This is a genomic window from Streptomyces sp. NPDC107522 (assembly GCF_055657525.1).
Map to the genome: position 1 here is coordinate 300,182 of NZ_JBVKAU010000004.1, position 26,259 is coordinate 326,440.

A 26,259-nucleotide genomic window follows, 5' to 3' on the forward strand; every position below is an offset into this window, starting at 1 on the left:
CGTTGTGTCAAGCTCAGCCCTCGTCCGGGCCACCGCTCTCCTTGTCGTCGGCCGCCGCGGCCTGCTCGTCGGACCCCTCGGCCTTGACGGTCTGCGCGCCCGGCTGGGGCTCGGCGACGGCCACCCGCGCGGGGCGGATGGTGCGCTCGCCGATGCGATACCCCGGCTGGAGGATCGCGACGCAGGTCGTCTCGGTGACGTCCGGCGCGTAGGAGTGCATCAGCGCCTCGTGGATCGTCGGGTCGAAGGGCTCGCCCTCCTTGCCGAACTGCTGCAGACCCATCTTCGCCGCGACGGTCTCCAGCGACTCCGCGACGGACTTGAATCCGCCGACGAGCTCACCGTGCTCCCGCGCGCGGCCGATGTCGTCGAGCACGGGCAGGAGCTCGGTCAGGAGGTTCGCGATGGCGATCTCCTTGACCGTGATCCGGTCACGCTCGACGCGGCGGCGGTAGTTCTGGTACTCGGCCTGGAGCCGCTGCAGGTCCGCCGTGCGCTCACCGAGCGCGGTGCGCACCTGGTCCAGCTGGGCCACCAGGCCCGCGTCTGCTGCTCCGTCCCCGGCCGGGGCCGCCCCCTCGCTGTTCGGCGAGGTTGCGGCCTTCGGCTCGGCGTCGTCAGGGGTCGCGCCGGAGGGGACGTCGGGCTTCTCCTCGAAGCCCGGGGTCTCCTCCGTCATTACGCGACACCGTCCTTGCGCTCGTCGTCCACGATCTCGGCGTCGACGACGTCGTCGTCAGCGGCCTTGCCGCCCGCCGTGGCGCCCTCGGGGCCGCCCGCGGCCTGCGCGGACTGGGCGTCGGCGTACATGGCCTGGCCGACCTTCTGGGAGACCGCGGCGACCTTCTCGGTGGCCGTGCGGATCTCGGCGGTGTCCTCGCCCTTGAGCGCGGTCTTCAGCTCCTCGACGGCGGACTCGACCTCGGTCTTGACCTCGCCGGGGACCTTGTCCTCGTTGTCCTTGAGGAACTTCTCCGTCTGGTAGACGAGCTGCTCGCCCTGGTTGCGGGTCTCGGCGGCCTCGCGGCGGCGGTGGTCCTCCTCCGCGTACTGCTCGGCCTCCTGGCGCATGCGGTCGACCTCGTCCTTCGGCAGCGAGGAGCCGCCGGTGACGGTCATCTTCTGCTCCTTGCCCGTGCCCAGGTCCTTGGCGGTCACGTGCATGATGCCGTTGGCGTCGATGTCGAAGGACACCTCGATCTGCGGGACACCGCGCGGCGCCGGCGGCAGACCGGTCAGCTCGAACATCCCGAGCTTCTTGTTGTACGCCGCGATCTCGCGCTCGCCCTGGTAGACCTGGATCTGCACGGACGGCTGGTTGTCCTCGGCCGTCGTGAAGATCTCGGACCGCTTGGTCGGGATCGTGGTGTTGCGCTCGATCAGCTTGGTCATGATGCCGCCCTTGGTCTCGATACCGAGGGACAGCGGGGTCACGTCGAGGAGCAGGACGTCCTTGACCTCACCCTTGAGGACACCGGCCTGGAGCGAGGCGCCGATGGCGACGACCTCGTCCGGGTTGACGCCCTTGTTGGCCTCCTTGCCGCCGGTCAGCTCCTTGACGAGCTCGGCGACGGCGGGCATACGGGTGGAGCCACCGACGAGGACGACGTGGTCGATCTCGTTGATGGAGACGCCGGCGTCCTTCATGACGTTGAAGAACGGGGTCTTGCAGCGCTCCAGGAGGTCCGCGGTCAGCTGCTGGAACTGAGCCCGGGTGAGCTTCTCGTCCAGGTGCAGCGGGCCCTCGGCGGAGGCGGTGATGTAGGGCAGGTTGATCGAGGTCTCGGTGGAGGAGGACAGCTCGATCTTGGCCTTCTCGGCGGCCTCGCGGAGGCGCTGGAGGGCCATCTTGTCCTTGGCGAGGTCCACGCCGTGACCGGACTTGAACTGCTGCACCAGGTAGTCGACGACGCGCTGGTCCCAGTCGTCACCACCGAGGTGGTTGTCACCGTTGGTGGCCTTCACCTCGACGACGCCGTCGCCGATCTCCAGCAGGGACACGTCGAAGGTGCCGCCACCGAGGTCGAAGACGAGGATCGTCTGGTCGTCCTTGTCGAGGCCGTAGGCGAGCGCGGCCGCGGTGGGCTCGTTGACGATACGCAGGACGTTCAGACCGGCGATCTCGCCGGCCTCCTTCGTCGCCTGACGCTCGGAGTCGTTGAAGTAGGCCGGGACGGTGATGACCGCGTCGGTCACCTTCTCGCCCAGGTAGGCCTCGGCGTCCCGCTTCAGCTTCTGGAGGATGAAGGCGGAGATCTGCTGCGGGTTGAAGGGCTTCCCGTCGAGCTCCATCTTCCAGTCGGTGCCCATGTGCCGCTTCACGGACCGGATGGTCCGGTCGACGTTGGTGACCGCCTGACGCTTGGCGACCTCGCCGACGAGCACCTCACCGTTCTTGGCGAAGGCGACGACGGAAGGCGTGGTCCTGGCGCCCTCGGCGTTGGTGATGACGGTGGGCTCGCCGCCCTCCAGAACGCTGACGACGGAGTTAGTCGTGCCCAGGTCGATGCCGACCGCACGTGCCATGGTTGATTCCTCCAGCTGACTTGAGTGGAACGGACTCAAGTGTGCATGACGCCCCACGCCCGGTCAACAGAGCTGAGTCGCCCCCACTCAACTCTTATCCGTTCCTTACACGCAATGGGGCCCTGACCTGCGTGGATGTGGAGGGGCCGACCGTCCGAAAGGGGTCCCCCACGGGAAAAGAGGGTTGACGCCGGGGCCCGTGGACCTTGATCCGCAGCAGTCCGAGTACGACGACGAGAGCGCCCACCCCCACCCAGTACACCCCGGACACGGGAATCCAGGCCATGTGCACGAGGACGCCGACGACCACCCCGGCGGACCCCGCGACACCCAGGAGGACGGTCACCGCCTGCGGGGCGAGGCCGAGCCGGCGCAGGCGATGGGCGAGGTGGTCGGGACCGCCCCGCAGCAGCGGCCGTCCGGCCAGCCGGCGGGAGAGCGTCACGAGGAGTACGTCGGCGACGGCGAGCGCGCTGAGCGAGTAGAGGATGCCCGCGCTCGACGCCGGATCGTGCCCGGCGCGGGTCATCACGGCCGACGACGCCAGCACGAACCCGACGAACAGTGACCCGCACGCCCCCAGCCCGATCCGCGCGGGAGGCCAGTTGTGCATGAGGAAACCGGTCAGGGCGGCGGCCAGCACGCTCAGCAGCACGGCGAGTTCGTCCATCACCTCGGCCGCCGCGAGGACACCGACGCCGAAGGCGGTGACGACCCCGACGGTGCCGGCCAGCGCGTCCGCATGGTCGAGCGCCTTGAAACCGACGGCGACGAGGACGATCCAGCCGACGGCCGGCACTCCCAGCAGGAAGCCCGTCTCGCTGTACGGCACCACGCAGGCCGCCGCCACGGCCGTACCGCCGACCACGAACCGCGCCTTCACCCGCCGCACGTCGGCGATCAGCCCGAGCAGGGCGACGGCGCCCGCGGCGATCAGCAGCCGCCTGATCTCGGGGCCCAGCGGGGCCACCCCCGCCCATTCCCAGCCGGCGACCACCAGACAGGTCGCGAGGACGACCCCCGCACCGCCGAGCAACGGCAGCGGCCGCTGCCGCCGACGGTCGATGATGCCGAGACGCAGCGCGGGCAGCCGGAACAGCGCCGCAAGGAAGGCGGCGAGGAGGAGGGCGGTGGTGGCGGCGGCGATCCCGTACAGCACGGAGCTAGGTTAGTGCCGTATAACCCATTTTGAGACGAATAACACGATCGGATCTTAAGGCAACCCTCAGCGACTCAGATCACCCCGCCGCTGGCTACAGTGCGACGGAAGATGGGGGTAGTCTCAAACGGACTACCTAAGTTACCGCTTAGTAGTCTCGAGAGGCCGACCCTCTCGACGATCCTCTCGAAGACCCCTCGCAGGCCCGAGGAGCCCCGAAATGCAACTCGCCGCGATCATCGTGTCGCTGGTCCTGACCGTGGTCGGCGTTGCGCTGCTCGCACGCGCCATCGGCCAGTTCGTCCGGTACTTCAAGCTCGGCCAGCCGGTGCCGGCCGGCAGCCGGACCGACAACCCCTACGCGCGCAGCGTGACGCTGGTGCGGGAGTTCCTCGGCCACACCCGGATGAACCGGTGGGGCATCGTGGGCTTCGCCCACTGGTTCGTGGCCATCGGCTTCCTGACGCTGCCGCCGACCATCATCACCGCGTACGGCCAGCTCTTCGAGGCCGACTGGACGCTGCCGGTCATCGGCGGCTTCCTGCCGTACGAGCTGTACATCGAGTTCATCGCCGCGATGACGACCCTCGGCATCGTCACGCTGATGGTCATCCGCCTGCTGAGCCTGCCCTCCCGGGCGGGCCGCAAGTCGCGGTTCGCGGGCTCGAAGATGGGCCAGGCGTACTTCGTCGAGTACGTCATCTTCACCATCGGCCTGGCCATCTACGTCCTGCGCGGGCTCGAGGGCGCGCTGCACCACGTGGACCACTTCGAGGCCGCGTACTTCGCCTCGTACCCGCTGATCCTCGCCTTCAAGGGGCTGAGCGTCGCCACGCTCCAGAACCTCGTCTACCTGTTCGCGATGATCAAGCTGAGCACGACGATGATCTGGATGATCACGGTCTCGCTCAACACCAACATGGGCGTCGCCTGGCACCGCTTCCTCGCCTTCCCGAACATCTGGTTCAAGCGCAACGCGACGGGTGAGACCTCGCTGGGTGCGCTGCTGCCGATGACCTCGGGCGGCAAGCCGATCGACTTCACCGACCCCGGTGACGACGACGTCTTCGGTGTCTCCCAGGTCGAGCAGTTCTCCTGGAAGGGCCTGCTGGACTTCTCCACCTGCACCGAGTGCGGCCGCTGCCAGTCGCAGTGCCCGGCCTGGAACACGGGCAAGCCGCTCTCCCCGAAGCTGCTGATCATGTCGCTGCGGGACCACGCGCACGCCAAGGCGCCGTACCTGCTGGCCGGTGGCGGCAAGACGATGGAGGGCGAGGAGAAGGCGTCCGAGGAGCAGCTCAAGGACGTCCCCGCGGCCGCCCTCGCGGAGGCCGAGCGTCCGCTGATCGGCACCGTGGAAGAGAACGGCGTCATCGACCCGGACGTGCTGTGGTCCTGCACCACCTGCGGCGCCTGCGTCGAGCAGTGCCCGGTCGACATCGAGCACATCGACCACATCGTCGACATGCGCCGCTACCAGGTGATGATCGAATCCGCGTTCCCGTCCGAGGCGGGCACGATGCTCAAGAACCTGGAGAAGAAGGGCAACCCCTGGGGCCTGGCGAAGAAGCAGCGCCTGGAGTGGCTCAAGGAGGTCGACTTCGAGGTCCCGGTCGTCGGCAAGGACATCGAGGACCTCACCGAGGTCGAGTACCTGTACTGGGTCGGCTGCGCCGGCGCGCTGGAGGACCGCGCCAAGAAGACCACCAAGGCCTTCGCCGAGCTGCTCCACATGGCGGGCGTCAAGTTCGCGATCATGGGCGGCGACGAGAAGTGCACCGGTGACTCCGCCCGTCGCCTGGGCAACGAGCCCCTGTTCCAGGAGCTCGGCATGGAGAACGTCGCCGCGCTGAACATGGCCTTCGGCGAGGAGATGGACGAGGACGGCAACGTCACGCCCGAGTCCAAGAAGCCGAAGTCGGCGAAGAAGATCGTCGCCACCTGCCCGCACTGCCTCAACACGATCGGCAACGAGTACCCGCAGATCGGCGGCGACTACGAGGTCATCCACCACACCCAGCTGCTCCAGCACCTGGTGGACGAGGGCAAGCTGATCCCGGTGACCCCGGTCGAGGGCATCATCACCTACCACGACCCGTGCTACCTGGGCCGTCACAACAAGATCTACACGCCTCCGCGCGAGATCATCGCCAGCGTCCCGGGCGTCCGCAACGAGGAGATGCACCGCCACAAGGAGCGCGGCTTCTGCTGTGGCGCCGGTGGTGCGCGGATGTGGATGGAGGAGCGGATCGGCAAGCGCATCAACAACGAGCGCGTCGACGAGGCCCTCTCCGTCAACCCGGACATCGTCTCCACGGCCTGCCCGTTCTGTCTCGTCATGCTCACGGACTCCGTGAACGGCAAGAAGAACGAGGGCAAGGCCAAGGAGTCCATCCAGGTCGTCGACGTCGCCCAGCTGCTGCTGGAGTCGGTCAAGACGCCGGTCACGGACGACGAGCCGCCGGCGGGCGAGGCCGAGACGGAGAACGAACCGGAGCCGGCGCCGGTGAAGTAACCGGTCCGGACGGCGCATCACGACGCCCCCTGTCCTGCACGGGACAGGGGGCGTCGTCGTGTGCGAGCCCCTGCCGAGGTGTCCGAGGGCCTCGAAAATCGGGCGAGCCGGAAGGGGTTCGTGCGTACCTTGATGCGCATGACCAGGGGGAAAGAAGCGGACGGGCTCGTGGCGGCCGTTCACGCGGGGGACGCCGATGCCGTACGGGTGTTGCTGGAGCGGGGCACCGATCCGGACGTGGTGGACGAGAGCGGGCTGCCCGTGCTGTGCGGAGCCGTCGCGGCGTACGACGCGCCCGTCGCCGAGGCGCTGGTGCAGGGCGGGGCCGATCCGGACCGGGTGCTGCCGGACGGGACGACCCCACTGGAGCGGGCCGTCGACGGCGGTTCCCCGGCCGTCTTCTCGGCGGTGCTCGGCGCGGAGCCCCGGCTGCGGCTGCCGGAGGACGCCCGCGAGCGGCTCCTCGGCCGGGCCCGGCACTGGTACGAGACGGGCGTGGCAGAGGAGCTGCGGCGGCGGACCGGTGCCTCGGGTCCCGCCACCACGGTCCGGGTCCAGGACGACGAGTACGACGAGATCGACCAGGTCTCCCTCGGCGGACTCGTCGCACGGACCGGACACGCCGGCATCCTGACCTCCCTGGAGTGGGCCTTCCGCATCCTGCCCCCCGTCGACGAACTGATCGACCGTGCCATGGAGCACCCGGACGAGCACGACGCGAACTGGTGGGCGGTGCTCTGGGTCCTCCTGGAGCGGCGCAGCCACGAGGCATGGTCGGCCGTGGTGGCCCACCGCGATCACCCTTCCCCGGCGCACCGCCGGTTCGTGCTGGACTACCTGCGGGTCAGGGCGCTGATGTCGACCGGCAACGACGGCTACGAGGAGAGGGACAGCGCGTTCCTGGCGGCCTGGGCGGCCGAGGAGCCGGACAGCGAGATGCTGGCGAAGGTGCTCGACGCCTTCACCGAGTACACCCATCCCGAGCTGGAGGCGATCGGTCTGCGCCACGCCGGCCACCCCGACCCCCGCGTACGCCGCGAGGTGCCGTACGCCCTGTCCGAGGAGCACGTAGCCCGCTCCCCCGCGGCCAGGGAGGCCCTGCGCACCCTCATCGGCGACCCGGACGCCGAGGTACGCCTCGCTGCCGGCACGGCCGCCATGCGGGACGACGGCCTCCTCCCGGACGCCACCCGGGCGCTGCTGCTCCTCCTCGAGGAGCCGGCCGCCTCCGTGCGGAGCTCAGCCGCGGAGCGGCTCGCCACCTACGGGGACCGTACGCCCGCCGTCGCCGACGCCCTGGCCGCACTGCTCGACGACAGCGACCAGAACGTCCGCCTGGAGGCCGGCTACGGGCTCGCCAAGCGCGACGACCCGCGCACCGCGGACGCGATCGAGCGGATGGGGTCGCTGCGCGACCTGCACCCGGACGACCACCGGGTCAGCGCGCTGTGGCGCTGGGAGTGGGACAAGAAGCAGGCGTCCGCCGGTCAATGACGCAGACTGGGTTCCGTATCCGTCATCGCACGGCCCGCTCCCTCCGGAAGGACCCCGCGTGATCATCTTCGGCACCAAGGGCTACCTGTACCAGCTCGCGATACTCACGCTGGTGTGCGGCCAGTGCGGCAACCCCTCCGCGCACACGCTCAGGAAGCGCGTCACGAAGTTCACGCTGTTCTTCGTGCCGCTGTTCCCGTTCTCGACCAAGTACACGACGCAGTGCACCTTCTGCGGCGCCGAGCAGAAGGTGACCCCGGAGCAGGCCGAGCAGCTGCAGGCGCAGGGCGCCGCGGGCGGCGCCGGCGGTCAGCAGCCGTACGGCCAGCCGCAGCAGCCGTACCGGCACTGAGCGGTCTCCCTGAGCCGTCTCCCTGAGCGGTCTACGGCTTCGGCTGCTTGGGTCCGTTCAGCGTGTCGGCGGCGTGCTTGGGGCCGGGCCGCGACGAGAACTGGCTGACGAGTTCGCGGAAGCAGACCAGGGCGGTGATCGGCGGAATTCCGACGACCACCATCCCCAGCAGGGAATCCGCCGACTGGCCGATGCACAGAGCCACCGCCGTGCCGGAGGAGATCAGCATGACGGCCCAGGACCGCCGGGCAGTACGGCGCTGAACGGATGCCCGCAGGATCGAAAGACCCGCCAGCAGCCACGGCCCGTACACCGTCAGCGGCCACCAGTGGGCCAGCTTCGGCGATACCACGGTCAGCGCGATGGAGCGCAGCTGATCGTACGAATACGAAATGGACCAGGTGAGCATCGTCACCGCGCACAGGGTGATGAGGGTGACCAGGATTCCGACGGAGAAGATCTTCGGGTTTCCGGCGATGATCTGAGCGCTCGGCTGAGGACGCCGGTGATGGGCCGGGCGGGACGGTGGCCGGTCACTGTCCGGCGGGGGCGGGACCGGATCCGGACGAAACGGATCCGGACGGAACGGATCCGGGCGAAGCGGATCCAGGCGGACCTGTTCCAGGCCCTGCGTCGTGCTCAGCATCTGTGCCAGCTCCTCGTCCAGGTCCCAGCCCTCCGACGAGATCGCCGGGTCGGGAACCTGCCAGAGGTGCTGCATATCCAGCTGCTGGGTGTAATGGGGCTGTTCGTCTACCGCTTCATAGTCGGCCCTCATCGCTAGAATTTTTCCCCTTCCAGCGCAGCCCGGAGATATTCACGCTCCATCCGGCTGATGGTTTTCAGGAAGTCCTCGAGCAGATCCGAGCAGTGCGTGATGCCCTCCGCAGTGGTCTGATCAGCTGCCTGACGCGAGCCCAGCGAAAGAGCCTCAGCTACGTGTTTTTCCTGCCAAGTCACGCCCACCTAACGACTGCCACGCGGGGCAGGACATCTGGCATTCGGGGGAATATGCGTCAACGGTGATTATCTGGAAGATCCAGTTCCGGGCCGGGCGCTGAAATTCAGAAAATGTATGGTGCGGTGTTATCGATAGCCCGGCTGATATCCCGACCGATGACCCGACCGGGTCACAGCCGTACACCCTCCTGGAGGTACGCCCGTCGGCCGCGACACGCTCCGCCCGCTCGGAGCCTCCGACCACCCCCCGCCCGAGACCTCATCACTCGCCCCGCCCCTCCCGCACAGCGCCCGGCGCGGCACGCCGCCTCGCCGTCAAGGCGAAAGCCGGGCCGAGAGCGGGGAGGGCGGCGAGGGCCGACACAGCCATGGATGAGGGTGACCAGGAAGGCGACGGCGACGACAAGTAGCAGGCCCCCCGTCACCAAGTCCCCGGCCGAGACCTCATCGCCCGCCCCGCCTCTCCTCCCGGACAGCGCCCGGTCCGGCACGGCGCCTCGCTGCCAGGGCGAGAGTCGGGCCGATGGCGAGGAGGAGGGCCAGGGATGCGTAGCCGTAGGTGAGGGTGGCCAAGGAGGCGACGGCTGCGACGAGCAGGGGGCCGCCCGCGTCGCCGAGTTCGCGGCCGAGTTCGGCGGAGCCCATGGTCTGGCCGAGTCGTTCCGCGGGAGTGGAGGCGGCCAGGGCGGCGAAGCCGAGCGGGGTGATCAGGCCCGTGCCGGTGCCGATCAGGGCCGCGGCGAGGAGGACGCCGGTCAGGCCGGGGAGCATCGCGCAGGCCAGGCCCGCCGCCGTGGTCAGCAGCCCGGCGGTGAGGCCGGTGCGGACGCTGAGGCGGCCGTCGTCCAGGGCCCGCCCGGCCTTCGGCTGTACGACGGCCGCGCAGGCCGCCAGCACCGACACCGCGGCGCCGGTCGCCACCGTGCCGAGCCCTGCGGCGGCGCCTGACACCGGCAGGAAGCCGACGCCGACGGAGAGCGCGGCGGTCGCGCCGGCCAGGGCCACCGTGGGCCGCAGGAACGCCGGGTCGGCCAGCCGCCGGGCGAGGTCCAGGACCGTCTGCCGTTGCTTGGGCAGCGGGGGTACGTGCGGAACGGCGACCGCGGCCCAGAGCGCGACGGCGGCGCCGAGCACCGCGAGGACGGTGAACAGCAGACGCAGGCCACCGGCCCACACCAGGACGCCGCCGAGCAGCGGGCCGAGGGTGTAACCGATGGACTTGTGGAAGCCGTAGCTGCCGAAGGCGCGCCCGTGCCCCGTGGCCGGGTTCAGCCGGGCGACCAGCGCGGAGGCGGACGGCGAGAAGGCGGAGGCCGCGGCGCCCTGCCCCAGGCGGGCCGCCCAGAGCCAGCCGGGGCTGTCCGCGACGACGTAGGCGGCGGACGCGGCCGCGAACGCGACGAGCCCGCCGAGCAGCACCGGCCGGGCGCCGATCCGGTCGGCGAGCGTCCCGAACAGCGGCTTGAGCAGCACCTCGGCGCCGTCGTACAGGGCGAGCAGGCCACCCAGGACGAGCAGGGAGGTCACGGCGTCCTCGCTGTGCCCGCCGAGGTTGGCGGCGATGCCGTGGGCACCGAAGGCGGTGGTGAAGCCGGCGGCGTAGAGGGGCCACATCTGGGAGGCGGGGGCGGTGGAGTCTCGCCGGGCCGGCGTCGCGGTCATCGCGCGCCTCCCCTGCGGGGTTTGCGGCTCTGCGACGTCGAGTGGTCCGGCGTCGGGCGCTCAGGGGTCAGGTGGTCCGGCCGCGGCTGCTTCGGGTCCGTTTGATCCGGCGCCGGACGCTTCAGTGCCGAGGAACCCGGCACCGGGGGCTCCCGATGATCCGGAGCCAGCGGCTCCGGCGCCGGCCGCTCCGGCACCACGGGCCCCGGTGCCTGATGCAGTGCGGCGAACACCCGCTCCGCGTAGTCCTCGCAGGCAGCCGCACACCCCTTGAGCCGCTCGCCCGCCTCCGCAGCCTCAGGGGCGCCGAACACGTCCCTCGCCGTCAGATCCCGGTGCCAGCGCCGCAGCCGCTCCAACGACTGCTCCTCTTCCTCCAGTTCGGCCAGCGTGAACTTGGCGATACGGATCTCCTTGGCGAGCTCCTCCTCGAACTTGCCGCAGTCGGCGAGGAACTCGGCCCAGTCCGCGGACCGCGCCGCCGTGAACATCTCCCTCAGCCGCCGCCCGTCCTGAACCCCGCGCCCGGTCGCCGCCAGCGACATCGCCTCGCCCCCGGCCCGCTCGGTCAGCTCCAGCGCCCGCGCGATCCCGGCACTGAACACCGGCACGTCCGGTACGGCCCACACGCCCTGCCCGAGCGACAGCGCACCGATCCTGCGCAGCTCACGCCAGACGGCGACCCGGTGCCGGGAGGGCTCGGCCGGAACCTTGACGACGAGGACGAGCCAGCGGGCTCCGTCCTGCATGTCGTAGTACGCCGCATCCCCAGTCACACTCGGGAATGTATCAACTGTTACATCGACTGCAGAAGGGCCCGCCACCGCCCGGATCTCATCGCCGCCCCCCGAACTCCCAGTCGTGCACCTCGACGTCCGCATACCGGTCCACGCTCAGGACCCTCCGCGCCGCCTCCGGATCCGGCGCCCTGAGCAGCACCGCCGTACCCACCCACGTCGTACCGTCGTCCGACAGCAGCGGCCCGTACGCGATGAGTCCGTCCCGGTCGGATGGCACGGTGAGGTCGGCGGCCTGCCCCGTGCCGAGGCCGAGCACCAGGTAGCGGTTGCCGCCGGTCCGGCCGCCGGGGAAGTCCCACATGGTGCGCCCCAGCAGGTTCCGCCACCGGCGCAGCAGCACGTCCCGGTAGACGCCGGCCTGGTAGTTGGGCTCGTCGAAGGCGAAGGCGCGGGCGGCGGCGGGGTCCGGCAGGTCGACGATGTGCACGCTGCCGCTGGGCGTCTCGCCGCCGGCGGCGAAGGTCGGGCCGCGGGCGATCAACTCCTCGGCGTACCCGTCCATGTAGGCCCAGTGCGCTTCCCCCAACTCCTCGCGCAACTCGACGGAGCCGGACCGGTCACGGTGATAGCAGAAGAACTCCATGCCCCTCAGTCAAGCCGGGCACGCCCCGCCCCGCTAGCGTTCCGATCATGGCGGACTGGGAGATACGGCCCGCCTCGGCGTCGGACGTCGAGGCGGTGGCCGAGTTGCGTGCTGTCGTGCTGCGGGCGGATCTGGAGCGGCTCGGGCGGTACGACGAGCAGCGGGTGCGGCAGCGGCTGCGGGACGGGTTCGACCCCTCCCACACCTGGGTGATCGAGGTGGGCGGCGCGTTCGCCGGATGCCTGGCGCTGCGGCCGGCCGAGGACGCCCACTGGCTGGAGCACTTCTACCTGGCCTCGCACCTTCAGGGCAGCGGCATCGGTTCGGGCGTCCTGCGGGACCTGCTGGAGCGGTGTGACCACAGCGGGCTTCTCGTACGGCTCAACGTGCTGCAGGGCAGTCCGGCCCGACGGCTTTACCAGCGGCACGGATTCACCGTGGAGACCGAGGATCCGGTGGACGTGTTCATGGCGCGCCGCCCTCACACCACCGCCAACGGCTGACCGCCGCCGTCTGACGCCCAACAGCTGACGGCATTCCGCCAACCGCCCCGCCTCCTACGGCTTGCGCCCCACCCCACCGAAGTCGTCGACCTCGGCCGGTACCTGCTCACCGGACCCGCTCGGCCGCCACCGCGAGACGGACACAAGACCGGGCTCCAGCAGCTCGAACCCCTCGAAGAACCGGCCGAGTTCCTCCGGGCTGCGGTTGACGCGGGGGTTGTCGCTCGCCTCGTTCCACTGCTCGATCATCTCGCGCATCTGCTGCGGGTTGAGCACCTCGGTGTCGTCGCAGAGGACGAGATAGCTGCCGGAGGGCAGCGCGTCCACGAGGCGGCCGACGATGTCGTACACGGTGTCGTCGGTGATGTGGGCGGTGATCCCCAGCAGGATCAGCGCGACCGGCCGGCTGAAGTCCAGGGTCTTGGCGGCCTGTTCCAGGATGGCCTCGGGTTCGCGCAGGTCGGCGTCGATGTAGTCGGTGGCACCCTCGGGGGTGCTGGTGAGCAGCGCCTCCGCGTGGGCCAGCACGACGGGATCGTGATCGACGTAGACGATCCGGGTCTCGGGGACCAGCCGCTGGGCGACCTCGTGGGTGTTGTTCGCGGTCGGCAGGCCGGTGCCGACGTCCAGGAACTGCCGTATCCCGGCCTCACGCACGAGGAACTCCACCGTCCGGACGAGGAACGCCCGCTGGGCCAGGGCGATGTCGAGGATCGCCGGGTTGGCACCCGCTATCTGGTCGCCGACCTGCCGGTCTATCTCGTAGCAGTCCTTCCCGCCGAGCCAGTAGTTCCAGATCCGCGCGGAATGCGGCACGCTGCTGTTGATCAGCGGACGTTCAAGTGACATGGAAGCTCCCCGAGTTGGCCGGATGTCACCCACAACCTAGCTCCGCGGACCGCAACCCGTGCGGTAATGCGTGCACAGGACTGTCGCCCCTTCTCGAACGCGTGCATCATTACCCAGTTGTTGTCCCTGGTGCTGACGAGGTGAGCGGTGCGGATGCGAAGAGCCGGGCTGGGTACGGCGGCCCTGAGCGCCACCCTCCTGCTGACGACGGCCTGCGGCTCCACGCACCACGACGAGCCCGAGGCGACCCGGCACACCCCCCTCGCGATAGCCGACGCCCCCGCCGAGCTCCCGATCCCCCGCGGCAAGGGCAGCGAGATGGCGGACGACTTCAACGGCGACGGCCGGCGCGACCTCGTCCTCAACGACCTCGTCAAGGCCCAGGCCCACGCCGACGACGCGGGCATCGGCATCGTCTACGGCAGCGACCGCGGACTCACCCCCGGCGCACGGCAGCTGCTCAGCCCACGGCGGCAGGCAGCTCCGACAAAGGGCCAGCTGCCGGCCGTGTTCGATGCGGAAGCAACCTGCGACCTGAACGGCGACGGCTTCACGGACCTGGTCGTCTCCACCGACCCGCCCTACGACGGCCAGGGCCGGCCCCCGGTCCCCCTCCAGCTCCTCTTCGGCTCCCCGGCGGGACTCACCGGCAAGGCGGTCAAGCTCACCATCCCCGCCACCGCCCGCGCCGGCAACGACTGGCCCGACCAGCCGGTGTGCGGCGACTTCGACGGCGACGAGGCGCAGGACCTGGTCGTCCACGCGTCGAACGGCCAACTGTCCTTCCTGCGCGGCCCGTTCACCCGCAAAGGCACCCCGCGGGCCGCGGGCGCACCCGTCCCGGCCCCCGGCAACGCCCCCACGGGACCGTCCGCCGACGTCAACGGCGACGGATACGACGACCTGGTGATCCGTACGACGGACGGCGCCGGCCCCTCGGCCCTCGTCCTCGGCGGCCCCACCGGCCCCACCCGCACGGGCGTCACCCTCCCCTCCGGCATCGACGTCGCCCTCGGCGCCTTCGGCAGGGGCAAGTCCACCCTGGACGCGGCGATCGGCTCACCGGGCGGCACGTCCCTGCGCTACGACCTCCCGGCCACCGCGGCACGCGGCACCCTCGACGTCCCCGGCTCGATGCTCGACACCGCCGACTTCGACGGCGACGGCCTCGGCGAACTCGTCTCCAGCGGCTCCCGGTTGCGGATCTTCCGAGGCCGTACGGCAGGACTCACGACAGCGGGCATGGTGACCGTGCAGCCACCGGCCCAGGGCACGACACGTGTCGTGACCGTCGGCGACTTCGACGGGGACGGGCGGGCGGACCTGGTGGTGCGGACGTATGTCGGCGAGACGAAGGACACGGTGGCCGTGTACCCGGGTGCGAAGAAGGGACTGGTGGCGGCGGAGCCTTCGGTGCGGTTCTCCAGCTCCGAGTTCCTGGTGCCGTAGCCGAGCGACGTCCGCCCCCGTCAGTCGGCCACCCGGGCGCCGATCGCCTTGGCGCGTCGGCGGGCTTCGGGGCTGAGGCCTTTGCGGCGGGGGTCGGTGCGGTGGTCGTACGCGGTGGGCTGGGTCAGGCAGTCCAGTCCGCGCAGGCCGGGCTTGGCCACGACACAGGCGAAGCGGGGGTCGCCCGCGTACCAGAGTTCCTCGTCGTAGTCCTTCAGGGCCTCATGGGTCCAGGGCCGGAACAGCACGGCGGCGAGCTTCAGCGACACCGTCTTCTCCGGGTGGTCGGGGTCGGGCAGCACGAAGACCGCCTTGCCCTTGTCGATCCGGACCGCGCCCGGCTGCTGACGCCAGGGGTAGACGGCGAGGACGCGCCGCATCCGCAGGCCCCTGGCGAGGCGGCCGAGAGCCCGGACCTCCAGGACCGTGAGGACGAGCAGGACGAGCACCATGGGCACCACGGCCGCCACCGGCAGCACGACCGTGGCGTACAGCGCGGCCCACCAAAGGGCCATCCAACCCAGGAACTTGGCCAGGTTCCCCACCGTCCAGCGGCGTAGCGCCGTTCGGGTGCCCGGGGTGTCCCAGGCCACCGGGCCGTCGAAGCCCTGCTTGTCGAGGTTCGTAGTCATATGCCTGTCCCGGGTCAGCCGAAGTCGGAGGCGATGTCGCCCGCGATGCCACCCGTGCCGCAAACGACGGCTGCCGTCGAATGGCCAGATCATGCCATGGAAGGGTAAAGAGACCATGCCGGGGTCACGGAATCCACACGAACCGGTTCAGGCGCCGAGCCCCTCGAAAAGCGCTCGCTCGGTCGGCTCGTGCGGCGGTACAACGAGTGTCATGAGTTGGGTTGCCAATGTGATGATCTCGGCCGATTCCGCGGATCAGGCAAACGTCGAAGCCCTCAATGGCTGGCTGCGCGACGAGGCCGCCGTCGGCCACCTGAATCTCACCACCGACCAGGATCCCGGGTGGGGTGGCTGGAAGTGGCCCGAATGCAGGGTGTGGGCGGGCGCCCTGAACCACTGCGATCTCGCTGCCCTCCGGAAACGGATCGCGGAGACGCCGTGGCGGGAGCCCAACGTCGTGCAGCTCTTCGTCATGGACCAGGAGGAGTCGTTCTTCCGGCTGTGGATGATCCGGGGCGGCGAGCTGAGGCAGTTCGCGCCGCTGGAGCCTTCCGAAGAGGACGCGGACTTCTATCGGACCTGACGCCCGCGACGGCCGGGGCCGGGAACGTTCCGGCAGGCCGCTTCGTTGCCCGCAGGCCAACTACTCGCCACCCGGACCGAGGAGGACTGTGCCCGATACGTCGCCCGACGCCACCCTGCCCCCGCTCCCGCCGCTCACCACCCAGGCGGAACACCTGATCGCGCTCGGGGTCCACGAGATGGCGGGGATACCCGCCGACGACATACGCGCCTTCGCCGAGGACGCCCACGGCGGCGACGGCAACACCCTGCTCGCCGTCCACCCGGACCGCGCCCCCGCGTCCGCCCTCGCACCGCTGCTCCGCCACGACGGCAAGCCCGGCTTCGTCGTCGTCGACATGCCCGACGTCGACGACTTCGCCCCCGACACGGTCGAGCTGCCCGACGCGCCCCTCTACGTCGTCACCGGCGTCGACCGCGGCGACCACATGGCCAACTGGAGCCCGGAGGAGGCACTGCCCGCCCTCACCAAGGAGGACCGCACGCCGCTGCTGCTCACCGAGGGCATCCACTGGGTGCTCCAGCAGCCGGCGGCCCTCGAACGCAACCGCTGCTTCATGACGATCGGCTCCCGGCTGCGCAAGGCGAACGGCACGTTGGACGCCCGTACTCCGGCGATCTGGATCAGCAACGGCACGGGGCGGGACGGCCGAGAGCGGCGGAACGCGCCGAAGGTGGGCTGGTGCTGGTGGGGCAACCGGCATACGTGGCTGGGGTTCGCGTCTGCAACGGGGCGCGTGCGCTAGCTATTGCGCAGGTGACGTATTAGGGCGGCGAGCCCGGTGGCGGTGGTGGTGATCACCGTGCCGGGCTCGTCGCTTTCGCGCAGAAGGACTGCGTCCTGACGGGCGGCAAGTTCGACGCAGTCGTCGGCGTCGCCCCCACCGGAGAAGGAGGACTTCTGCCAGACGTCCTGTGACATGTCGAGGCCTTTCACATCTGCTGAACGAGGCGATGTATGAAGTCCCTTGACTCTACGACGCCCAGGGCTACCTCCTCGATCCTGGCGAGGATCGCCCGGTAGCGGCTGAGCTGCGCCTCCGCGTCCAGGTAGGCCCCGCCATGTGCGGTGTCCACCAGGACGGTGTCCAGCTGCGGAACGGGACCACGCGCGTACACCACCGGAGTGCTGGTGCCGGCCACGCCGTCCACGTCGAACGGCACTACGCGCACGGTAACTTGCGGCAGCTCCGACTGCTTCAGGATGTGCAGCAATTGGTTCCGGGCGACCTTGCTGTCAGCAGCCCGGATCCGCAGCGCCGCTTCATGGATCACGGCTTCGTAGGGGAGCTTGTCCAGGACCTCCTGGCGGCGCAGCCGAAAACGTACCCGCGCTTCGCGCTGCTCCTCGGAGAGCGACGGCACCGACGAGGCGAAGGTGCCGCGCATCTGCTCCTCGGTCTGCAACAACCCGGGCACGTGCACGGTCTGGTACGTCCTCAACTCGGCGGCGTGGTACTCAAGTTCGGCCACGTTCATGTACCCGGCGGGCACCGTCTCCCGGTGATCGTCCCACCAGCCACGCCCCCGCTCCGCCGCCATGGCCACCAGCGCCTCAACGAATTCGGCGTCATCACAGGCGTACTGGCTGGCCAGGTGCCGTAGGCGCTCAGCGCTCACCCCTACACGCCCCGTCTCCGTCATGGAGATCTTGCTCTCGGCGATGCCCGTCGCCTGGGCGGCCTCCCGAGCAGTCAGCCCGGCCCGTTCCCGGAGTTTGCGCAACTCCGCACCCAATCGCTGCTGGCGCTTGGTGACGATGCTTCTGGCCGGCATATCGCCCTTCCTTCCGGGGAGTTGGCGGTACGAGTATCCCAGTTCAGCTTGACCGGGGTGATACACCACCCCTACCGTCGGTGATGTCGCAACCACTCACCGGAGCGGAAGTGCATCACCGCGCCCTGCCCTCATCTCAACCGCGCGGTCGACGGAGCCACCACCCCGAACCCCCACACCCCACACATCGGGAGCACCCATGCCTGCCCCCTGGGAATACACCCTCTACATCCCCCACGACCCCCGAGCCGTAGCCATCTCCCGCCGCACCCTCACCGACATCCTCACCACCCACCACCTCCCCACCCTCGTCGAGCCCGCTCAACTGCTCGCCTCCGAACTCCTCACCAACGCCCTCCGCCACACCACCGGCCCCGCCGCCCTGAAACTCCGCCACTCCGGCCCCTCCTTCCGCCTGGGCGCCTGGGACACGGACCCCACACCCCCCGCGGAGACCCTGTCGGCACCGGACGACGCCGAAACCGGCCGCGGCCTCCACCTCATCCACGCCTACGCCGACGACTGGGGCTGGTTCCAGGTCAACGGCCCAAGAGACGGCCACGGCAAGTACGTATGGTGCGAAATCGGCGCCAAACCCGAATAGCCCCTGGCGCCTCAGAAGATCCCCGAACTCACGTACAACCCTGACGCCCCACCGCGAGTCTCCTGATCGCCAACGGTCCGTGAACCCAAGGCCAACCCCCGGCCAACAAGAACGGACGAGGCACCCCAACGACTGCGATGCCGGCCAGGCATCCCGCATGCAGCAGGAGAACCCGCATGCACAAGCACCACTCGCACCGCCCCCTGCGACTCGCCCTCGCGACGGCCACCGCGGCCGCGCTGACGGGCGGTCTGCTCACCTTCACCGCGTCGACGGCGACGGCCGCCGACTCCACCACCGTCCCGCACGCCGACTTCAACGGTGACGGCATCGGCGACGTGGCCTTCTCGGCCCAGGACGCCTACGTCGGCGGCAAGAAGGCCGCCGGCCAGCTCGTCGTCCTCTACGGCACCGGCAGCGGCGTGTCCTCCGCCAAGCGCCACACCGTCAGCCAGAACACCACCGGCACCCCGGGCACCGCCGAGGCCGGCGACTGGTTCGGCGTGGACACCGCGTACGCCGACTTCAACGGCGACGGCTACGACGACCTCGCCGTCGGCTCCCCCGGCGAGGACGTCGGCAGTGACGTCGACGGCGGCGGCCTCGCCATCCTCTGGGGCTCGGCCTCCGGCATCACCGGCAAGGGCGTCACGGTCGCCGACCCGGCCCCCACCTCGCACGACCGCTGGGGCCGGACCCTCGCCGCCGGCGACTTCGACGGGGACGGCAAGGCCGACCTGGCCGTCGGCAGCTCGGCCGTCACGGTCCACGTCTTCAAGGGCGGCTTCAACTCCACCGGCACGGCCGGCGGGCGCTACACCCTCAAGCCCCCGATCATGGGCGGCACGGGCGGCGGTCCGATGAACCTGACCGCCGGCAACATCAACGGCGGCCCGGAGACCGACCTGGTGGTCGACGGCTTCGAGACCGAGACCGGCTACGGCTGGAACCGCAACCACTTCATACCGGGCAGCGCAAGCGGCCTGCAGGGCTCCCAGGCCACGGCCCTCAAGCCCGGCGTGATCACCGCGATCGGCGACATCGACAAGGACGGCTACGGCGACATCGTCTCCGGCGCCTACTGGAACGCCACCACGGAGGACGGCACGACCGTCCCGGACTCCGCCAACGGCGGCAAGGTCTGGGTGACGTACGGCTCGGACGGCGGCCCGCTCACCTCGTCGGCCACCGGCATCACGCAGAACACCGGCAACGTCCCCGGCACCTCCGAGGGCAACGACTACTTCGGCTACGAGCTCGACCTCGGCGACGTCAACGGCGACGGCTTCCTCGACCTCGCGATCGGCGTCGCGGGCGAGAACATCGGCAGCGCCGTGGACACCGGCGCGGTCACGATCCTCTACGGCACCGCGGACGGCCTGAACACCGCCTCCGGCGCCCAGTCCTTCGCCCAGAGCACCGCGGGCGTCCCCGGCGAGGACGAGAACGGCGACCGGCTCGGCATGGACGTCAAGCTCGACGACGTCACCGGCGACGGCAAGGCCGACCTCGTCGCGGGCTCGGGCGAGAACGACGGCAACGGGGCGGTCCTCTACCTGCCCTCCGACGGCACGAAGATCACCACGACCGGCGCCCGCACCGTCTCCCCGAGCACCTCCGGCGTCTCGACGACGGGCGCGCCGTACTTCGGCTCGAACTTCGCCGACTGAGCGGCCGTACGACACGCCTGAGCTGTCGTACTACGACACGCCTGAGCTGTCGTACGGCACACCGGGCCGGGCCCGTCCCCCGCGGGCCCGGCCCCCTCGATCCCGACCTCTCCCAGGAGCACGCACCTTGCCCAAGCGCACCCTCCGTCCCCTCCTCCTCACCGCCGCCCTCACCACCGGCCTGCTCACGGCGCTGCCCGCCACCACCGCCTCCGCAGCCCCCTCCGGCCTGTCCGGCGACTTCAACGGTGACGGCTACCGCGACGTCGTCATCGGCGCGCCGCTCGCCCCGGTCGCAGGCAAGAGCGACGCCGGCTACGTCGCCGTGGTCTACGGCACGGCGAGCGGCCTGGACACCAGTAAGCGGCAGATCATCAGCCAGGCCACCGACGGCATCCCCGGCGTCCCCGAGAACTACGACGACTTCGGCGACCGTCTGACCACCGGCGACCTGGACGGCGACGGCTACACGGACATCGTGGTCGGCGTGCACCGCGAGCGGATCCTCGCGAGCGATCAGTTCGGTGTTCTGACGGTGCTGTGGGGCGGCGCGACCGGCATCAAGTCCGGCACCGACATCTCGTCGCCGCTGCCCCAGTACAAGAACGAGCTGGGCTGGTCCGTGGCGACCGGTGACTTCGACGGCGACGGCGACACCGACCTGGCCGCGGCGAACGTCGCCGCCCCGGGGCTCAACATCTTCCAGGGCCCGATCTCCCGTTCCGGCGCGGCCACCGGGCTCGTCGGCATCGACACGCAGGAGCAGACCGGCGTCAGCACCGACAAGCTCGTGGCGGGCGACGTCACCGGCGACGGCACGTCGGACCTGCTGGTCATGGGTCAGGAGGAGATCACCGGCGGCTACCGCACCCGCAGCGTCCTCTACAAGGGCTCGGCCTCCGGCCCGACGGCGGGCCCCAAGGTCGCCGGCGGCTACGACGCGGTCATCGCCGACGTCGACAAGGACGGCTACGGCGACATCGTCACCGGCAACTTCATGGAGAAGTCGACCAGCGAGCCCAACGGCGGCCTCGGCGGCGCGATCACCGTGACGTACGGCGCCTCGGGCGGCCTGAGCACCCGCACCCCGGTCCGGATCACCCAGGACACGACGGGTGTGCCGGGCACGGCGGAGAAGGACGACGCCTTCGGCTGGAGCCTCGCGGCCGGAGACACGAACGGTGACGGTTACGCCGACATCGCGGCCGGCATCACGCACGAGAGCCTGAGCGGCAAGTACGCCGCCGGCTCGGTCGTGGTCCTGCGCGGCTCCGCCTCCGGCCTGACGGGCAGCGGTGCCAGGTCCTTCTCCCAGGACACCAGCGGCGTGCCCGGGACCGCCGAAGCCCGCGACGCCTTCGGCCACGCGGTCTTCCTCACCGACACCGACAAGAACGGCCGCGCGGAGCTGATCACGAGCGCCATCGGCGAGAACGACGGCGCGGGCGGGGCCTGGGTCCTCAAGGGCACCTCCACCGGCATCACGGCCACGGGCGCGAAGTCCTTCGGCAGCACCACCCTGGGCGGCCCCTCGGGCCTGACCTACTTCGGCGACGTACTGGCGGGCTGACCCACCGGTGTGAACTCCCTCAGGGGAGAAGTAGCCGATGTGAACTCCCTTGGGGGAGAAGTAAGGGGCAGGCGTGCCAACCCCCTTAGGGGATGTTGGGGGGATGTCACAGCTCGGCCGCAAAGCCGGGCCCGAACCGCAGGGCCCGGCACGCGGATCTCCGGGACCAGGTACGTTCGAAGACGTGGCTGGATTCAGGATCGGACGCGGCAGCCGGAACCACGGCACCCCGCAAACGCGCCCCCAACAACCTCCGTACGGGCAGCAGGCGCCCCAGGGACCGCCGTACGGCTCTCCCCCGCCGCCGCAGCAGCCGTACGGCGGCTCGCGCGGCGGCGCAGGCGGCTGGCCGCAGGCGAACGGCGGCGGTGGCTACGGCGGTTACGGCGCCGGCGGCCACGGTGGTCATGGCGGGCACGGCGAGCCGGAGTACTTCGGCGACGGCGGCTACCCGCACGGCCCCGATGGCGGCGCCCCGGACCCGTACGCGGCGAACAACCCGGGCCACACCCAGGCCTTCTCGGTCGGCGAGGACCCCTACAGCCAGGGCGAGACCTACCAGGCCGGCGCGGCCCCCGCCGCCCCGATCGGCCCCCGCCTGCACTGGAAGGACCTGCTGCGGGGCATCGTCCTGTCCCCCGCCCAGACGTTCCTCCGGATGCGGGACTACACGATGTGGGGCCCCGCCCTGATCGTGACCTTCTTCTACGGCCTGCTGGCGGTCTTCGGCTTCGACGGCGCGCGGCAGGACGCGATCAACGCGACCCTTTCGAACGCGGTCCCGATCGTCCTGACGACGGCGATCGCGATGGTGCTGTCCGCCTTCGTCCTGGGCGTGGTCACCCACACCCTGGCCCGCCAGCTCGGCGGCGACGGCGCCTGGCAGCCCACGGTCGGCTTCTCCATGCTGATCATGTCCCTCACGGACGCCCCCCGCCTGGTCTTCGCCATGTTCGCCGGCGGCGACGCGACGTTCGTCCAGGTACTGGGCTGGGCGACCTGGGTGGCGGCGGGCGCCCTCCTCACCCTGATGGTGTCCAAGTCCCACGACCTGCCCTGGCCGAAGGCCCTGGGCGCGAGCGCGATCCAGCTGGTCGCGCTGCTGTCGATCGTGAAGCTGGGCACGTTCTAGAAGGCATGGGAAAGGGCCCCCGCCGCTCGCGGCGGGGGCCCTTTCCCTGTGGTGCTGCTACTGACCCCTGTACGGGGCTACTGGACGTCCACGAAGTCGCCGGCCGCGTTGACCGCCGGGGTCGTCGTCGTGCCCGCGAAGCTGTAGCGGAAGTAACCGTCGGTGGAGGCGGTGACGGTCGTCTTGAGGTTGCCCGTCGAGTTCGTCTTGATCGTCTTCACCGTGGTGTAGGTGCTGCTGCCCTTCTTGCGGAACTGCAGCTTCACCGACTGGTTCGCGTAGCCGTGGTACAGGTTGTCCTCCCAGTTGGCCCGGGAGAGCTTGCCGGTGACCGTGATGGTCTTGCCCTTCTTCACCGGCTCCGGCGAGGCGTTGACCGTCAGCTTCGAGGCGCGCTGCACCTTGAACGTGGTGGCCGCGTCCCGGTGGATGTAGTTGTAGTCATGGGCGGAGACCAGCGTGCCGAGGTTCCAGGTGGCCGCCGCGTTGTTGTCGACGAAGCCGGTCGACGCCTGCGGGTCGAACGTCAGCGTGCCCGTGCAGGTCGACGTGGTGGCGCTCACCTGGACGCAGGCGATGTCGCCGTCGTCGTACCAGATCTGCGCGTAGTTCGGATTCGGCCCGAAGGCGCTGATGTACGTGGTCTCCTTGATGCCCGAATCGTCGGACGCGGTCACGGAGACCTTGGCCGACACCACGTTGGTCGTACCGACCACGACCGGCTTGCCGCCGTTGACGACGACCTTGTCGATCGTGATGTTGCCCGAGCCGCCGTCCTCCGCCTGAGCGGCGGTGGCACTGACGGCGGTGGCGACCAGCGCGACGCTGGTGCCGAGCAGGGCAAGGCGCGTGGTTGCGCGCATGAACGTTCCCCCCACGGAAGTCTTTGGTTGATCAGAGGGGAGCGTACGGCGTTGGCCAACAATTCACCACGCCGTTATTTCACCACCGGTGGGTCAGAGCGCTTCCTTGTTCGCCTTCGCCGCTTCACCGGACTTGTGCACGGGGGGCAGCACGCTCCACGGAAAGTTGATCCACTCATCGGTGCGCTTCCACACGTACTCGCACTTCACGAGGGAGTGGGACTTCTCATAGATGACGGCGGACCGCACCTCGGCGACATGGTCGAGGCAGAAGTCGTGCACCAGCTTGAGCGTCTTGCCGGTGTCGGCGACGTCGTCGGCGATCAGCACCTTCTTGTCGGTGAAGTCGATCGCGTTGGGGACGGGAGCGAGCATGACGGGCATGTCGAGGGTCGTCCCGACGCCCGTATAGAACTCCACGTTAAAACCGGAAGGGCCTCCCACCTGCGAAGACGCAGGCGAGAGGCCCTGAAACTCAGCGAAAACTCAGCATTGGGGGTCAGCAACCCTCATCAGGCTGCGTCATCGCCCACCAGCGTGAGGCGGCTCCGGAAGGCGTCCGCAAGCGACGCCTCGAACGCTCCCGTGATCCGCTCATCGGCTCCGTCTACGAGGTGCGCGTAGACCTGCTCGGTGACCTTCGTGGAGCTGTGCCCCATCCACCGTGCCACCTCGTACAGGGGTACCCCCGCAGCAATGGCCATGCTCGCGAAGTAGTGGCGGAGAGCCTTCGGCGTGTAGCCCGAGCCCTCAAGCCCAGCCTTCTTGATCGCGTCGTTCCAGCGGTCCGTGTACGTCGTTCGCGAGGGGTGGCGGTGCTGGTAGGTCTCGGACTCGTGATACCAGCCCTCATCCCCCCAGGGCTCCCAGAAGACTCGGTGCTTCTCCAGCTCGTCAGCCACCGAGGGAGGCACTGGCACCCAACGGCCCTTGCGGCTCCACTTCGGTTCGTTCTTGACGTTGGTCCCTCGGTTCGCCCCACCGTTCTTGCCGAAGTTCGTGAGCTGGTTCTGAACGAAGTACCAGCCCTCTCGGCGGGTGAGATGCGACTGAGAGAAGGCCAGTGCCTCACCCACCCGCAGACCGCAACCCGCCTGAGTCCAAATCGATGACTTGTAGACCGGCCGCATGGCCTCATAGATGGCCATGACCTCAGCCGTGGTCGGGATCTCGTTGTCCTCGACCGGGCGATAGGCAGATTCGTTCCGGCCGTTCACGGCAATCGTCTTTCCGGCGTACTTCGGAACGATCTCCGCCTCATAGCAGTACTTGAGGAACGACTTCAGCACGACCTTGCGGCCCTCGATGCCGTACGGCTTGTAGCCGCGCTCCTTCTGCGCTTCTTCCCACTTGGTGATGTCCGAGGGAGTGATGGAGCCGATTCGGCGACTACCGAACATCTCATCAAAGTGGTTCTTGTAGATGCTCTTGTACTGAACGAGCGTGGACTCTTCCCGCTGCCCGAAGCCCAACCACTCTTTCCAGCAATCCTCAAACGTCCGCTTGGAGTGCTTGCGGTCGACGTACACGCCAAGCTGCTTGTCGTTCTCGACCTTGGTTGCGAGGTTCTTCGCCTCAGTCTTCTTGTTGTGAGCGAACGACTCCTCTACCTGCTTGCCGTTGGCGTCCCGGAACCGGACCACCCATGAGTGCCGGCAGCGCGGCCAAGCGCCCACCTTGCAGTCACACCGCTTGATGATCGAAGCCACTTGGCTTCAACCCCCTTACTGACCTGGACCGGGACCCACTTCCCGGCCTCAGCACGATGTTCTACACACCAACTCGCCCTAGTTACAAGCCTGTTGGGCTATCCAGTGATCGATGTCACGTTCGCGAAACCTGAGGTGCTTACCTACCTTGTGTGCCGGTACACCCCACTCACGCCACTTTGCGTAGAGAGTTCGCTTGGACACTGCCAGCCGCTCAGCGGTCTCGTCCGGGGTCAGGAGTCGGTTCGACCCACCCGCAGCCATCTTGTTCCCCCTTACTTGGCCGGGTTCTGAGCCCAGTCCAGAACCTTGGCTTCCCAGCCCGTTTCCGTCCGCCAGACCACCCGGAAGACTCCTGCTGCCTTGAGGCGCGGAAGGCACCGGTAGCAGGGGGCACGCGTCACGTAGACCGTGCCGCCCTCAAGGTCTTCACGGCGTGCGTGGATCAGTAGGTTTTCCTCAGCGTGGATCGCCACGCAGTTTCCGTAGTCCGAGCCCGCCGGCACCTGCTCATAGGTGAGTCGTCCGCGAGGGCAGACCCCGTCAAGACAGCTCTTCTCCTTGGGCGGAACGCCGTTGTAGCCGTCCATCACCACTCGGCCTTTGCGGTCGAGCAGGACGGCACCGACCTTGGAGCGCACACACTCACCCATCGGTGCCACTGCATCGGCTATGCCCAGAGCCCACATGTCCCGAGTGGGGCGCTTAGTACGCGTCGTACCGCTCTCCGTCGTGGGCGAGATCCCGCACGATTCCATTCCCCCGGACACTTGCGAACCCCTTGTAGCCCTCGCTGTCTACGTCACCCTCGATGACGAATCCGTACTTCGTTGTCAGGTCAGAGAGTTCCGTGAGGAACGCTCGCAGAG

The 26,259-nt window shown here is 69.4% G+C and carries 27 protein-coding genes and 1 pseudogene; 11 read left to right on the top strand and 17 right to left on the bottom strand.

Annotated features, from left to right (window positions below; all coding sequences use genetic code 11):
- Positions 1-13 precede the first annotated feature (13 nt).
- The 3 genes from grpE to ACZ7L6_RS15235 all read right to left on the bottom strand — a co-directional run bounded on the left by grpE (position 14) and on the right by ACZ7L6_RS15235 (position 3,685).
- A complete protein-coding gene (gene grpE, locus ACZ7L6_RS15225; protein WP_471923880.1) occupies positions 14-679 on the bottom strand; it encodes a nucleotide exchange factor GrpE in 666 nt (221 codons plus the stop codon).
- The gene (dnaK, locus tag ACZ7L6_RS15230) at positions 679-2,526 is read right to left on the bottom strand and encodes a molecular chaperone DnaK (protein ID WP_471923882.1); all 1,848 of its coding nucleotides are present in this window, start codon (positions 2,524-2,526) and stop codon (positions 679-681) included. The genes grpE and dnaK overlap by 1 nt, the downstream gene beginning before the upstream one ends.
- Before the next feature lie 94 nt (positions 2,527-2,620).
- Positions 2,621-3,685, bottom strand: coding sequence for an MraY family glycosyltransferase (locus ACZ7L6_RS15235; RefSeq protein WP_471923884.1), 1,065 nt, complete (start codon positions 3,683-3,685; stop codon positions 2,621-2,623).
- 220 nt (positions 3,686-3,905) lie between these two features.
- Between ACZ7L6_RS15235 and ACZ7L6_RS15240 the strand changes: the two genes are divergently transcribed.
- The 3 genes from ACZ7L6_RS15240 to ACZ7L6_RS15250 all read left to right on the top strand — a co-directional run bounded on the left by ACZ7L6_RS15240 (position 3,906) and on the right by ACZ7L6_RS15250 (position 8,046).
- Positions 3,906-6,200: a heterodisulfide reductase-related iron-sulfur binding cluster gene (locus ACZ7L6_RS15240; protein WP_471923886.1), complete on the top strand. Its 2,295-nt coding sequence runs from the start codon at positions 3,906-3,908 to the stop codon at positions 6,198-6,200.
- A 138-nt stretch (positions 6,201-6,338) separates the two neighbouring features.
- Complete coding sequence (locus tag ACZ7L6_RS15245; protein WP_471923888.1) at positions 6,339-7,694, top strand: HEAT repeat domain-containing protein; 1,356 nt, start codon at positions 6,339-6,341, stop codon at positions 7,692-7,694.
- Between the two features lie 58 nt (positions 7,695-7,752).
- Positions 7,753-8,046 (top strand): zinc-ribbon domain-containing protein, encoded by a 294-nt coding sequence (locus tag ACZ7L6_RS15250; protein WP_471923890.1) that lies wholly within the window; start codon positions 7,753-7,755, stop codon positions 8,044-8,046.
- Between the two features lie 31 nt (positions 8,047-8,077).
- Here ACZ7L6_RS15250 and ACZ7L6_RS15255 read toward each other — a convergent pair whose 3' ends face one another.
- From ACZ7L6_RS15255 to ACZ7L6_RS15275, 5 genes are all read right to left on the bottom strand, one after another.
- Positions 8,078-8,824: a DUF2637 domain-containing protein gene (locus ACZ7L6_RS15255; protein ID WP_471923892.1), complete on the bottom strand. Its 747-nt coding sequence runs from the start codon at positions 8,822-8,824 to the stop codon at positions 8,078-8,080.
- Positions 8,825-8,826: 2 nt separating this feature from the next.
- Positions 8,827-9,006: a hypothetical protein gene (locus tag ACZ7L6_RS15260; RefSeq protein WP_471923894.1), complete on the bottom strand. Its 180-nt coding sequence runs from the start codon at positions 9,004-9,006 to the stop codon at positions 8,827-8,829.
- A gap of 444 nt (positions 9,007-9,450) precedes the next feature.
- Complete coding sequence (locus ACZ7L6_RS15265; RefSeq protein ID WP_471923896.1) at positions 9,451-10,668, bottom strand: MFS transporter; 1,218 nt, start codon at positions 10,666-10,668, stop codon at positions 9,451-9,453.
- Positions 10,665-11,444: a Chromate resistance protein ChrB gene (locus ACZ7L6_RS15270; RefSeq protein WP_471923898.1), complete on the bottom strand. Its 780-nt coding sequence runs from the start codon at positions 11,442-11,444 to the stop codon at positions 10,665-10,667. Before ACZ7L6_RS15270 ends, ACZ7L6_RS15265 begins: the two co-directional genes overlap by 4 nt.
- A 58-nt stretch (positions 11,445-11,502) precedes the next feature.
- Positions 11,503-12,051: a YciI family protein gene (locus ACZ7L6_RS15275; protein ID WP_471923900.1), complete on the bottom strand. Its 549-nt coding sequence runs from the start codon at positions 12,049-12,051 to the stop codon at positions 11,503-11,505.
- A 47-nt stretch (positions 12,052-12,098) separates the two neighbouring features.
- On the opposite strand from ACZ7L6_RS15275, the gene ACZ7L6_RS15280 reads away from it, so the two are divergent.
- On the top strand, positions 12,099-12,554 hold the full coding sequence (locus ACZ7L6_RS15280; RefSeq protein ID WP_471923902.1) for a GNAT family N-acetyltransferase: 456 nt from the start codon (positions 12,099-12,101) through the stop codon (positions 12,552-12,554).
- Between the two features lie 54 nt (positions 12,555-12,608).
- Here the strand turns inward: ACZ7L6_RS15280 and ACZ7L6_RS15285 are convergent, their stop codons facing one another.
- On the bottom strand, positions 12,609-13,403 hold the full coding sequence (locus tag ACZ7L6_RS15285) for an SAM-dependent methyltransferase (RefSeq protein ID WP_471923904.1): 795 nt from the start codon (positions 13,401-13,403) through the stop codon (positions 12,609-12,611).
- Between the two features lie 153 nt (positions 13,404-13,556).
- On the opposite strand from ACZ7L6_RS15285, the gene ACZ7L6_RS15290 reads away from it, so the two are divergent.
- Positions 13,557-14,852: an FG-GAP repeat domain-containing protein gene (locus ACZ7L6_RS15290; RefSeq protein ID WP_471923906.1), complete on the top strand. Its 1,296-nt coding sequence runs from the start codon at positions 13,557-13,559 to the stop codon at positions 14,850-14,852.
- A gap of 20 nt (positions 14,853-14,872) precedes the next feature.
- Here ACZ7L6_RS15290 and ACZ7L6_RS15295 read toward each other — a convergent pair whose 3' ends face one another.
- Positions 14,873-15,484 (bottom strand): hypothetical protein, encoded by a 612-nt coding sequence (locus ACZ7L6_RS15295; protein WP_471923908.1) that lies wholly within the window; start codon positions 15,482-15,484, stop codon positions 14,873-14,875.
- 211 nt (positions 15,485-15,695) lie between these two features.
- On the opposite strand from ACZ7L6_RS15295, the gene ACZ7L6_RS15300 reads away from it, so the two are divergent.
- Positions 15,696-16,067 carry a squamosa promoter-binding protein 15 gene (locus ACZ7L6_RS15300; protein ID WP_471923910.1) on the top strand — a complete coding sequence of 124 codons (372 nt, stop codon included), beginning with the start codon at positions 15,696-15,698 and terminating at the stop codon, positions 16,065-16,067.
- Between the two features lie 88 nt (positions 16,068-16,155).
- Complete coding sequence (locus ACZ7L6_RS15305; RefSeq protein ID WP_471923912.1) at positions 16,156-16,812, top strand: DUF5701 family protein; 657 nt, start codon at positions 16,156-16,158, stop codon at positions 16,810-16,812.
- Here ACZ7L6_RS15305 and ACZ7L6_RS15310 read toward each other — a convergent pair.
- Together ACZ7L6_RS15310 and ACZ7L6_RS15315 are read right to left on the bottom strand one after the other, a co-directional pair.
- Positions 16,809-16,988, bottom strand: a complete 180-nt coding sequence (locus ACZ7L6_RS15310; protein ID WP_471923914.1) for a DUF397 domain-containing protein — start codon at positions 16,986-16,988, stop codon at positions 16,809-16,811. The two genes, ACZ7L6_RS15305 and ACZ7L6_RS15310, sit on opposite strands and share 4 nt — an antisense overlap.
- Positions 16,989-16,999: 11 nt before the next feature.
- The gene (locus ACZ7L6_RS15315) at positions 17,000-17,842 is read right to left on the bottom strand and encodes a helix-turn-helix domain-containing protein (protein ID WP_471923916.1); all 843 of its coding nucleotides are present in this window, start codon (positions 17,840-17,842) and stop codon (positions 17,000-17,002) included.
- Positions 17,843-18,041: 199 nt separating this feature from the next.
- Between ACZ7L6_RS15315 and ACZ7L6_RS15320 the strand changes: the two genes are divergently transcribed.
- From ACZ7L6_RS15320 to ACZ7L6_RS15335, 4 genes are all read left to right on the top strand, one after another.
- Positions 18,042-18,446, top strand: a complete 405-nt coding sequence (locus tag ACZ7L6_RS15320) for an ATP-binding protein (RefSeq protein WP_471923918.1) — start codon at positions 18,042-18,044, stop codon at positions 18,444-18,446.
- Positions 18,447-18,622: 176 nt separating this feature from the next.
- Positions 18,623-20,116, top strand: coding sequence for a VCBS repeat-containing protein (locus tag ACZ7L6_RS15325; RefSeq protein ID WP_471923920.1), 1,494 nt, complete (start codon positions 18,623-18,625; stop codon positions 20,114-20,116).
- A 127-nt stretch (positions 20,117-20,243) separates the two neighbouring features.
- Positions 20,244-21,686 (top strand): FG-GAP-like repeat-containing protein, encoded by a 1,443-nt coding sequence (locus ACZ7L6_RS15330; RefSeq protein ID WP_471923922.1) that lies wholly within the window; start codon positions 20,244-20,246, stop codon positions 21,684-21,686.
- Positions 21,687-21,789: 103 nt separating this feature from the next.
- Entirely contained in the window at positions 21,790-22,818 is a 1,029-nt protein-coding gene (locus ACZ7L6_RS15335) for a Yip1 family protein (RefSeq protein ID WP_471923924.1), read from the top strand.
- A 77-nt stretch (positions 22,819-22,895) separates the two neighbouring features.
- Here ACZ7L6_RS15335 and ACZ7L6_RS15340 read toward each other — a convergent pair whose 3' ends face one another.
- The 5 genes and pseudogenes from ACZ7L6_RS15340 to ACZ7L6_RS15360 form a co-directional block, all read right to left on the bottom strand.
- A complete protein-coding gene (locus tag ACZ7L6_RS15340) occupies positions 22,896-23,681 on the bottom strand; it encodes a calcium-binding protein (RefSeq protein WP_471923926.1) in 786 nt (261 codons plus the stop codon).
- A gap of 93 nt (positions 23,682-23,774) precedes the next feature.
- Positions 23,775-24,104 (bottom strand): annotated as a pseudogene (locus ACZ7L6_RS15345) (phosphoribosyltransferase); the annotation flags it as partial.
- Positions 24,105-24,193: 89 nt separating this feature from the next.
- Positions 24,194-25,390 carry a tyrosine-type recombinase/integrase gene (locus tag ACZ7L6_RS15350; RefSeq protein ID WP_471923928.1) on the bottom strand — a complete coding sequence of 399 codons (1,197 nt, stop codon included), beginning with the start codon at positions 25,388-25,390 and terminating at the stop codon, positions 24,194-24,196.
- 78 nt (positions 25,391-25,468) lie between these two features.
- On the bottom strand, positions 25,469-25,654 hold the full coding sequence (locus ACZ7L6_RS15355; RefSeq protein ID WP_471923930.1) for a helix-turn-helix domain-containing protein: 186 nt from the start codon (positions 25,652-25,654) through the stop codon (positions 25,469-25,471).
- Positions 25,655-25,665: 11 nt separating this feature from the next.
- Complete coding sequence (locus ACZ7L6_RS15360; RefSeq protein ID WP_471924584.1) at positions 25,666-26,148, bottom strand: cytidine/deoxycytidylate deaminase family protein; 483 nt, start codon at positions 26,146-26,148, stop codon at positions 25,666-25,668.
- Between the last annotated feature and the right edge of the window lie 111 nt (positions 26,149-26,259).

What these genes read in the sequence shown, in the direction of transcription:
- ACZ7L6_RS15320 (WP_471923918.1), top strand. Translation starts at nt 18,042, where the DNA reads ATGCCTGCCCCCTGGGAATACACCCTCTACATCCCCCACGACCCCCGA.
- ACZ7L6_RS15340 (WP_471923926.1), bottom strand. Translation starts at nt 23,681, where the DNA reads ATGCGCGCAACCACGCGCCTTGCCCTGCTCGGCACCAGCGTCGCGCTG.
- ACZ7L6_RS15335 (WP_471923924.1), top strand. Translation starts at nt 21,790, where the DNA reads ATGTCACAGCTCGGCCGCAAAGCCGGGCCCGAACCGCAGGGCCCGGCA.
- ACZ7L6_RS15300 (WP_471923910.1), top strand. Translation starts at nt 15,696, where the DNA reads ATGAGTTGGGTTGCCAATGTGATGATCTCGGCCGATTCCGCGGATCAG.
- ACZ7L6_RS15315 (WP_471923916.1), bottom strand. Translation starts at nt 17,842, where the DNA reads ATGCCGGCCAGAAGCATCGTCACCAAGCGCCAGCAGCGATTGGGTGCG.
- ACZ7L6_RS15290 (WP_471923906.1), top strand. Translation starts at nt 13,557, where the DNA reads ATGCGAAGAGCCGGGCTGGGTACGGCGGCCCTGAGCGCCACCCTCCTG.
- dnaK (WP_471923882.1), bottom strand. Translation starts at nt 2,526, where the DNA reads ATGGCACGTGCGGTCGGCATCGACCTGGGCACGACTAACTCCGTCGTC.
- ACZ7L6_RS15360 (WP_471924584.1), bottom strand. Translation starts at nt 26,148, where the DNA reads ATGGAATCGTGCGGGATCTCGCCCACGACGGAGAGCGGTACGACGCGT.
- ACZ7L6_RS15355 (WP_471923930.1), bottom strand. Translation starts at nt 25,654, where the DNA reads ATGGCTGCGGGTGGGTCGAACCGACTCCTGACCCCGGACGAGACCGCT.
- ACZ7L6_RS15295 (WP_471923908.1), bottom strand. Translation starts at nt 15,484, where the DNA reads ATGACTACGAACCTCGACAAGCAGGGCTTCGACGGCCCGGTGGCCTGG.
- ACZ7L6_RS15240 (WP_471923886.1), top strand. Translation starts at nt 3,906, where the DNA reads ATGCAACTCGCCGCGATCATCGTGTCGCTGGTCCTGACCGTGGTCGGC.
- ACZ7L6_RS15325 (WP_471923920.1), top strand. Translation starts at nt 18,623, where the DNA reads ATGCACAAGCACCACTCGCACCGCCCCCTGCGACTCGCCCTCGCGACG.
- ACZ7L6_RS15275 (WP_471923900.1), bottom strand. Translation starts at nt 12,051, where the DNA reads ATGGAGTTCTTCTGCTATCACCGTGACCGGTCCGGCTCCGTCGAGTTG.
- ACZ7L6_RS15285 (WP_471923904.1), bottom strand. Translation starts at nt 13,403, where the DNA reads ATGTCACTTGAACGTCCGCTGATCAACAGCAGCGTGCCGCATTCCGCG.
- ACZ7L6_RS15265 (WP_471923896.1), bottom strand. Translation starts at nt 10,668, where the DNA reads ATGACCGCGACGCCGGCCCGGCGAGACTCCACCGCCCCCGCCTCCCAG.
- ACZ7L6_RS15310 (WP_471923914.1), bottom strand. Translation starts at nt 16,988, where the DNA reads ATGTCACAGGACGTCTGGCAGAAGTCCTCCTTCTCCGGTGGGGGCGAC.
- ACZ7L6_RS15255 (WP_471923892.1), bottom strand. Translation starts at nt 8,824, where the DNA reads ATGAGGGCCGACTATGAAGCGGTAGACGAACAGCCCCATTACACCCAG.
- grpE (WP_471923880.1), bottom strand. Translation starts at nt 679, where the DNA reads ATGACGGAGGAGACCCCGGGCTTCGAGGAGAAGCCCGACGTCCCCTCC.
- ACZ7L6_RS15280 (WP_471923902.1), top strand. Translation starts at nt 12,099, where the DNA reads ATGGCGGACTGGGAGATACGGCCCGCCTCGGCGTCGGACGTCGAGGCG.
- ACZ7L6_RS15245 (WP_471923888.1), top strand. Translation starts at nt 6,339, where the DNA reads ATGACCAGGGGGAAAGAAGCGGACGGGCTCGTGGCGGCCGTTCACGCG.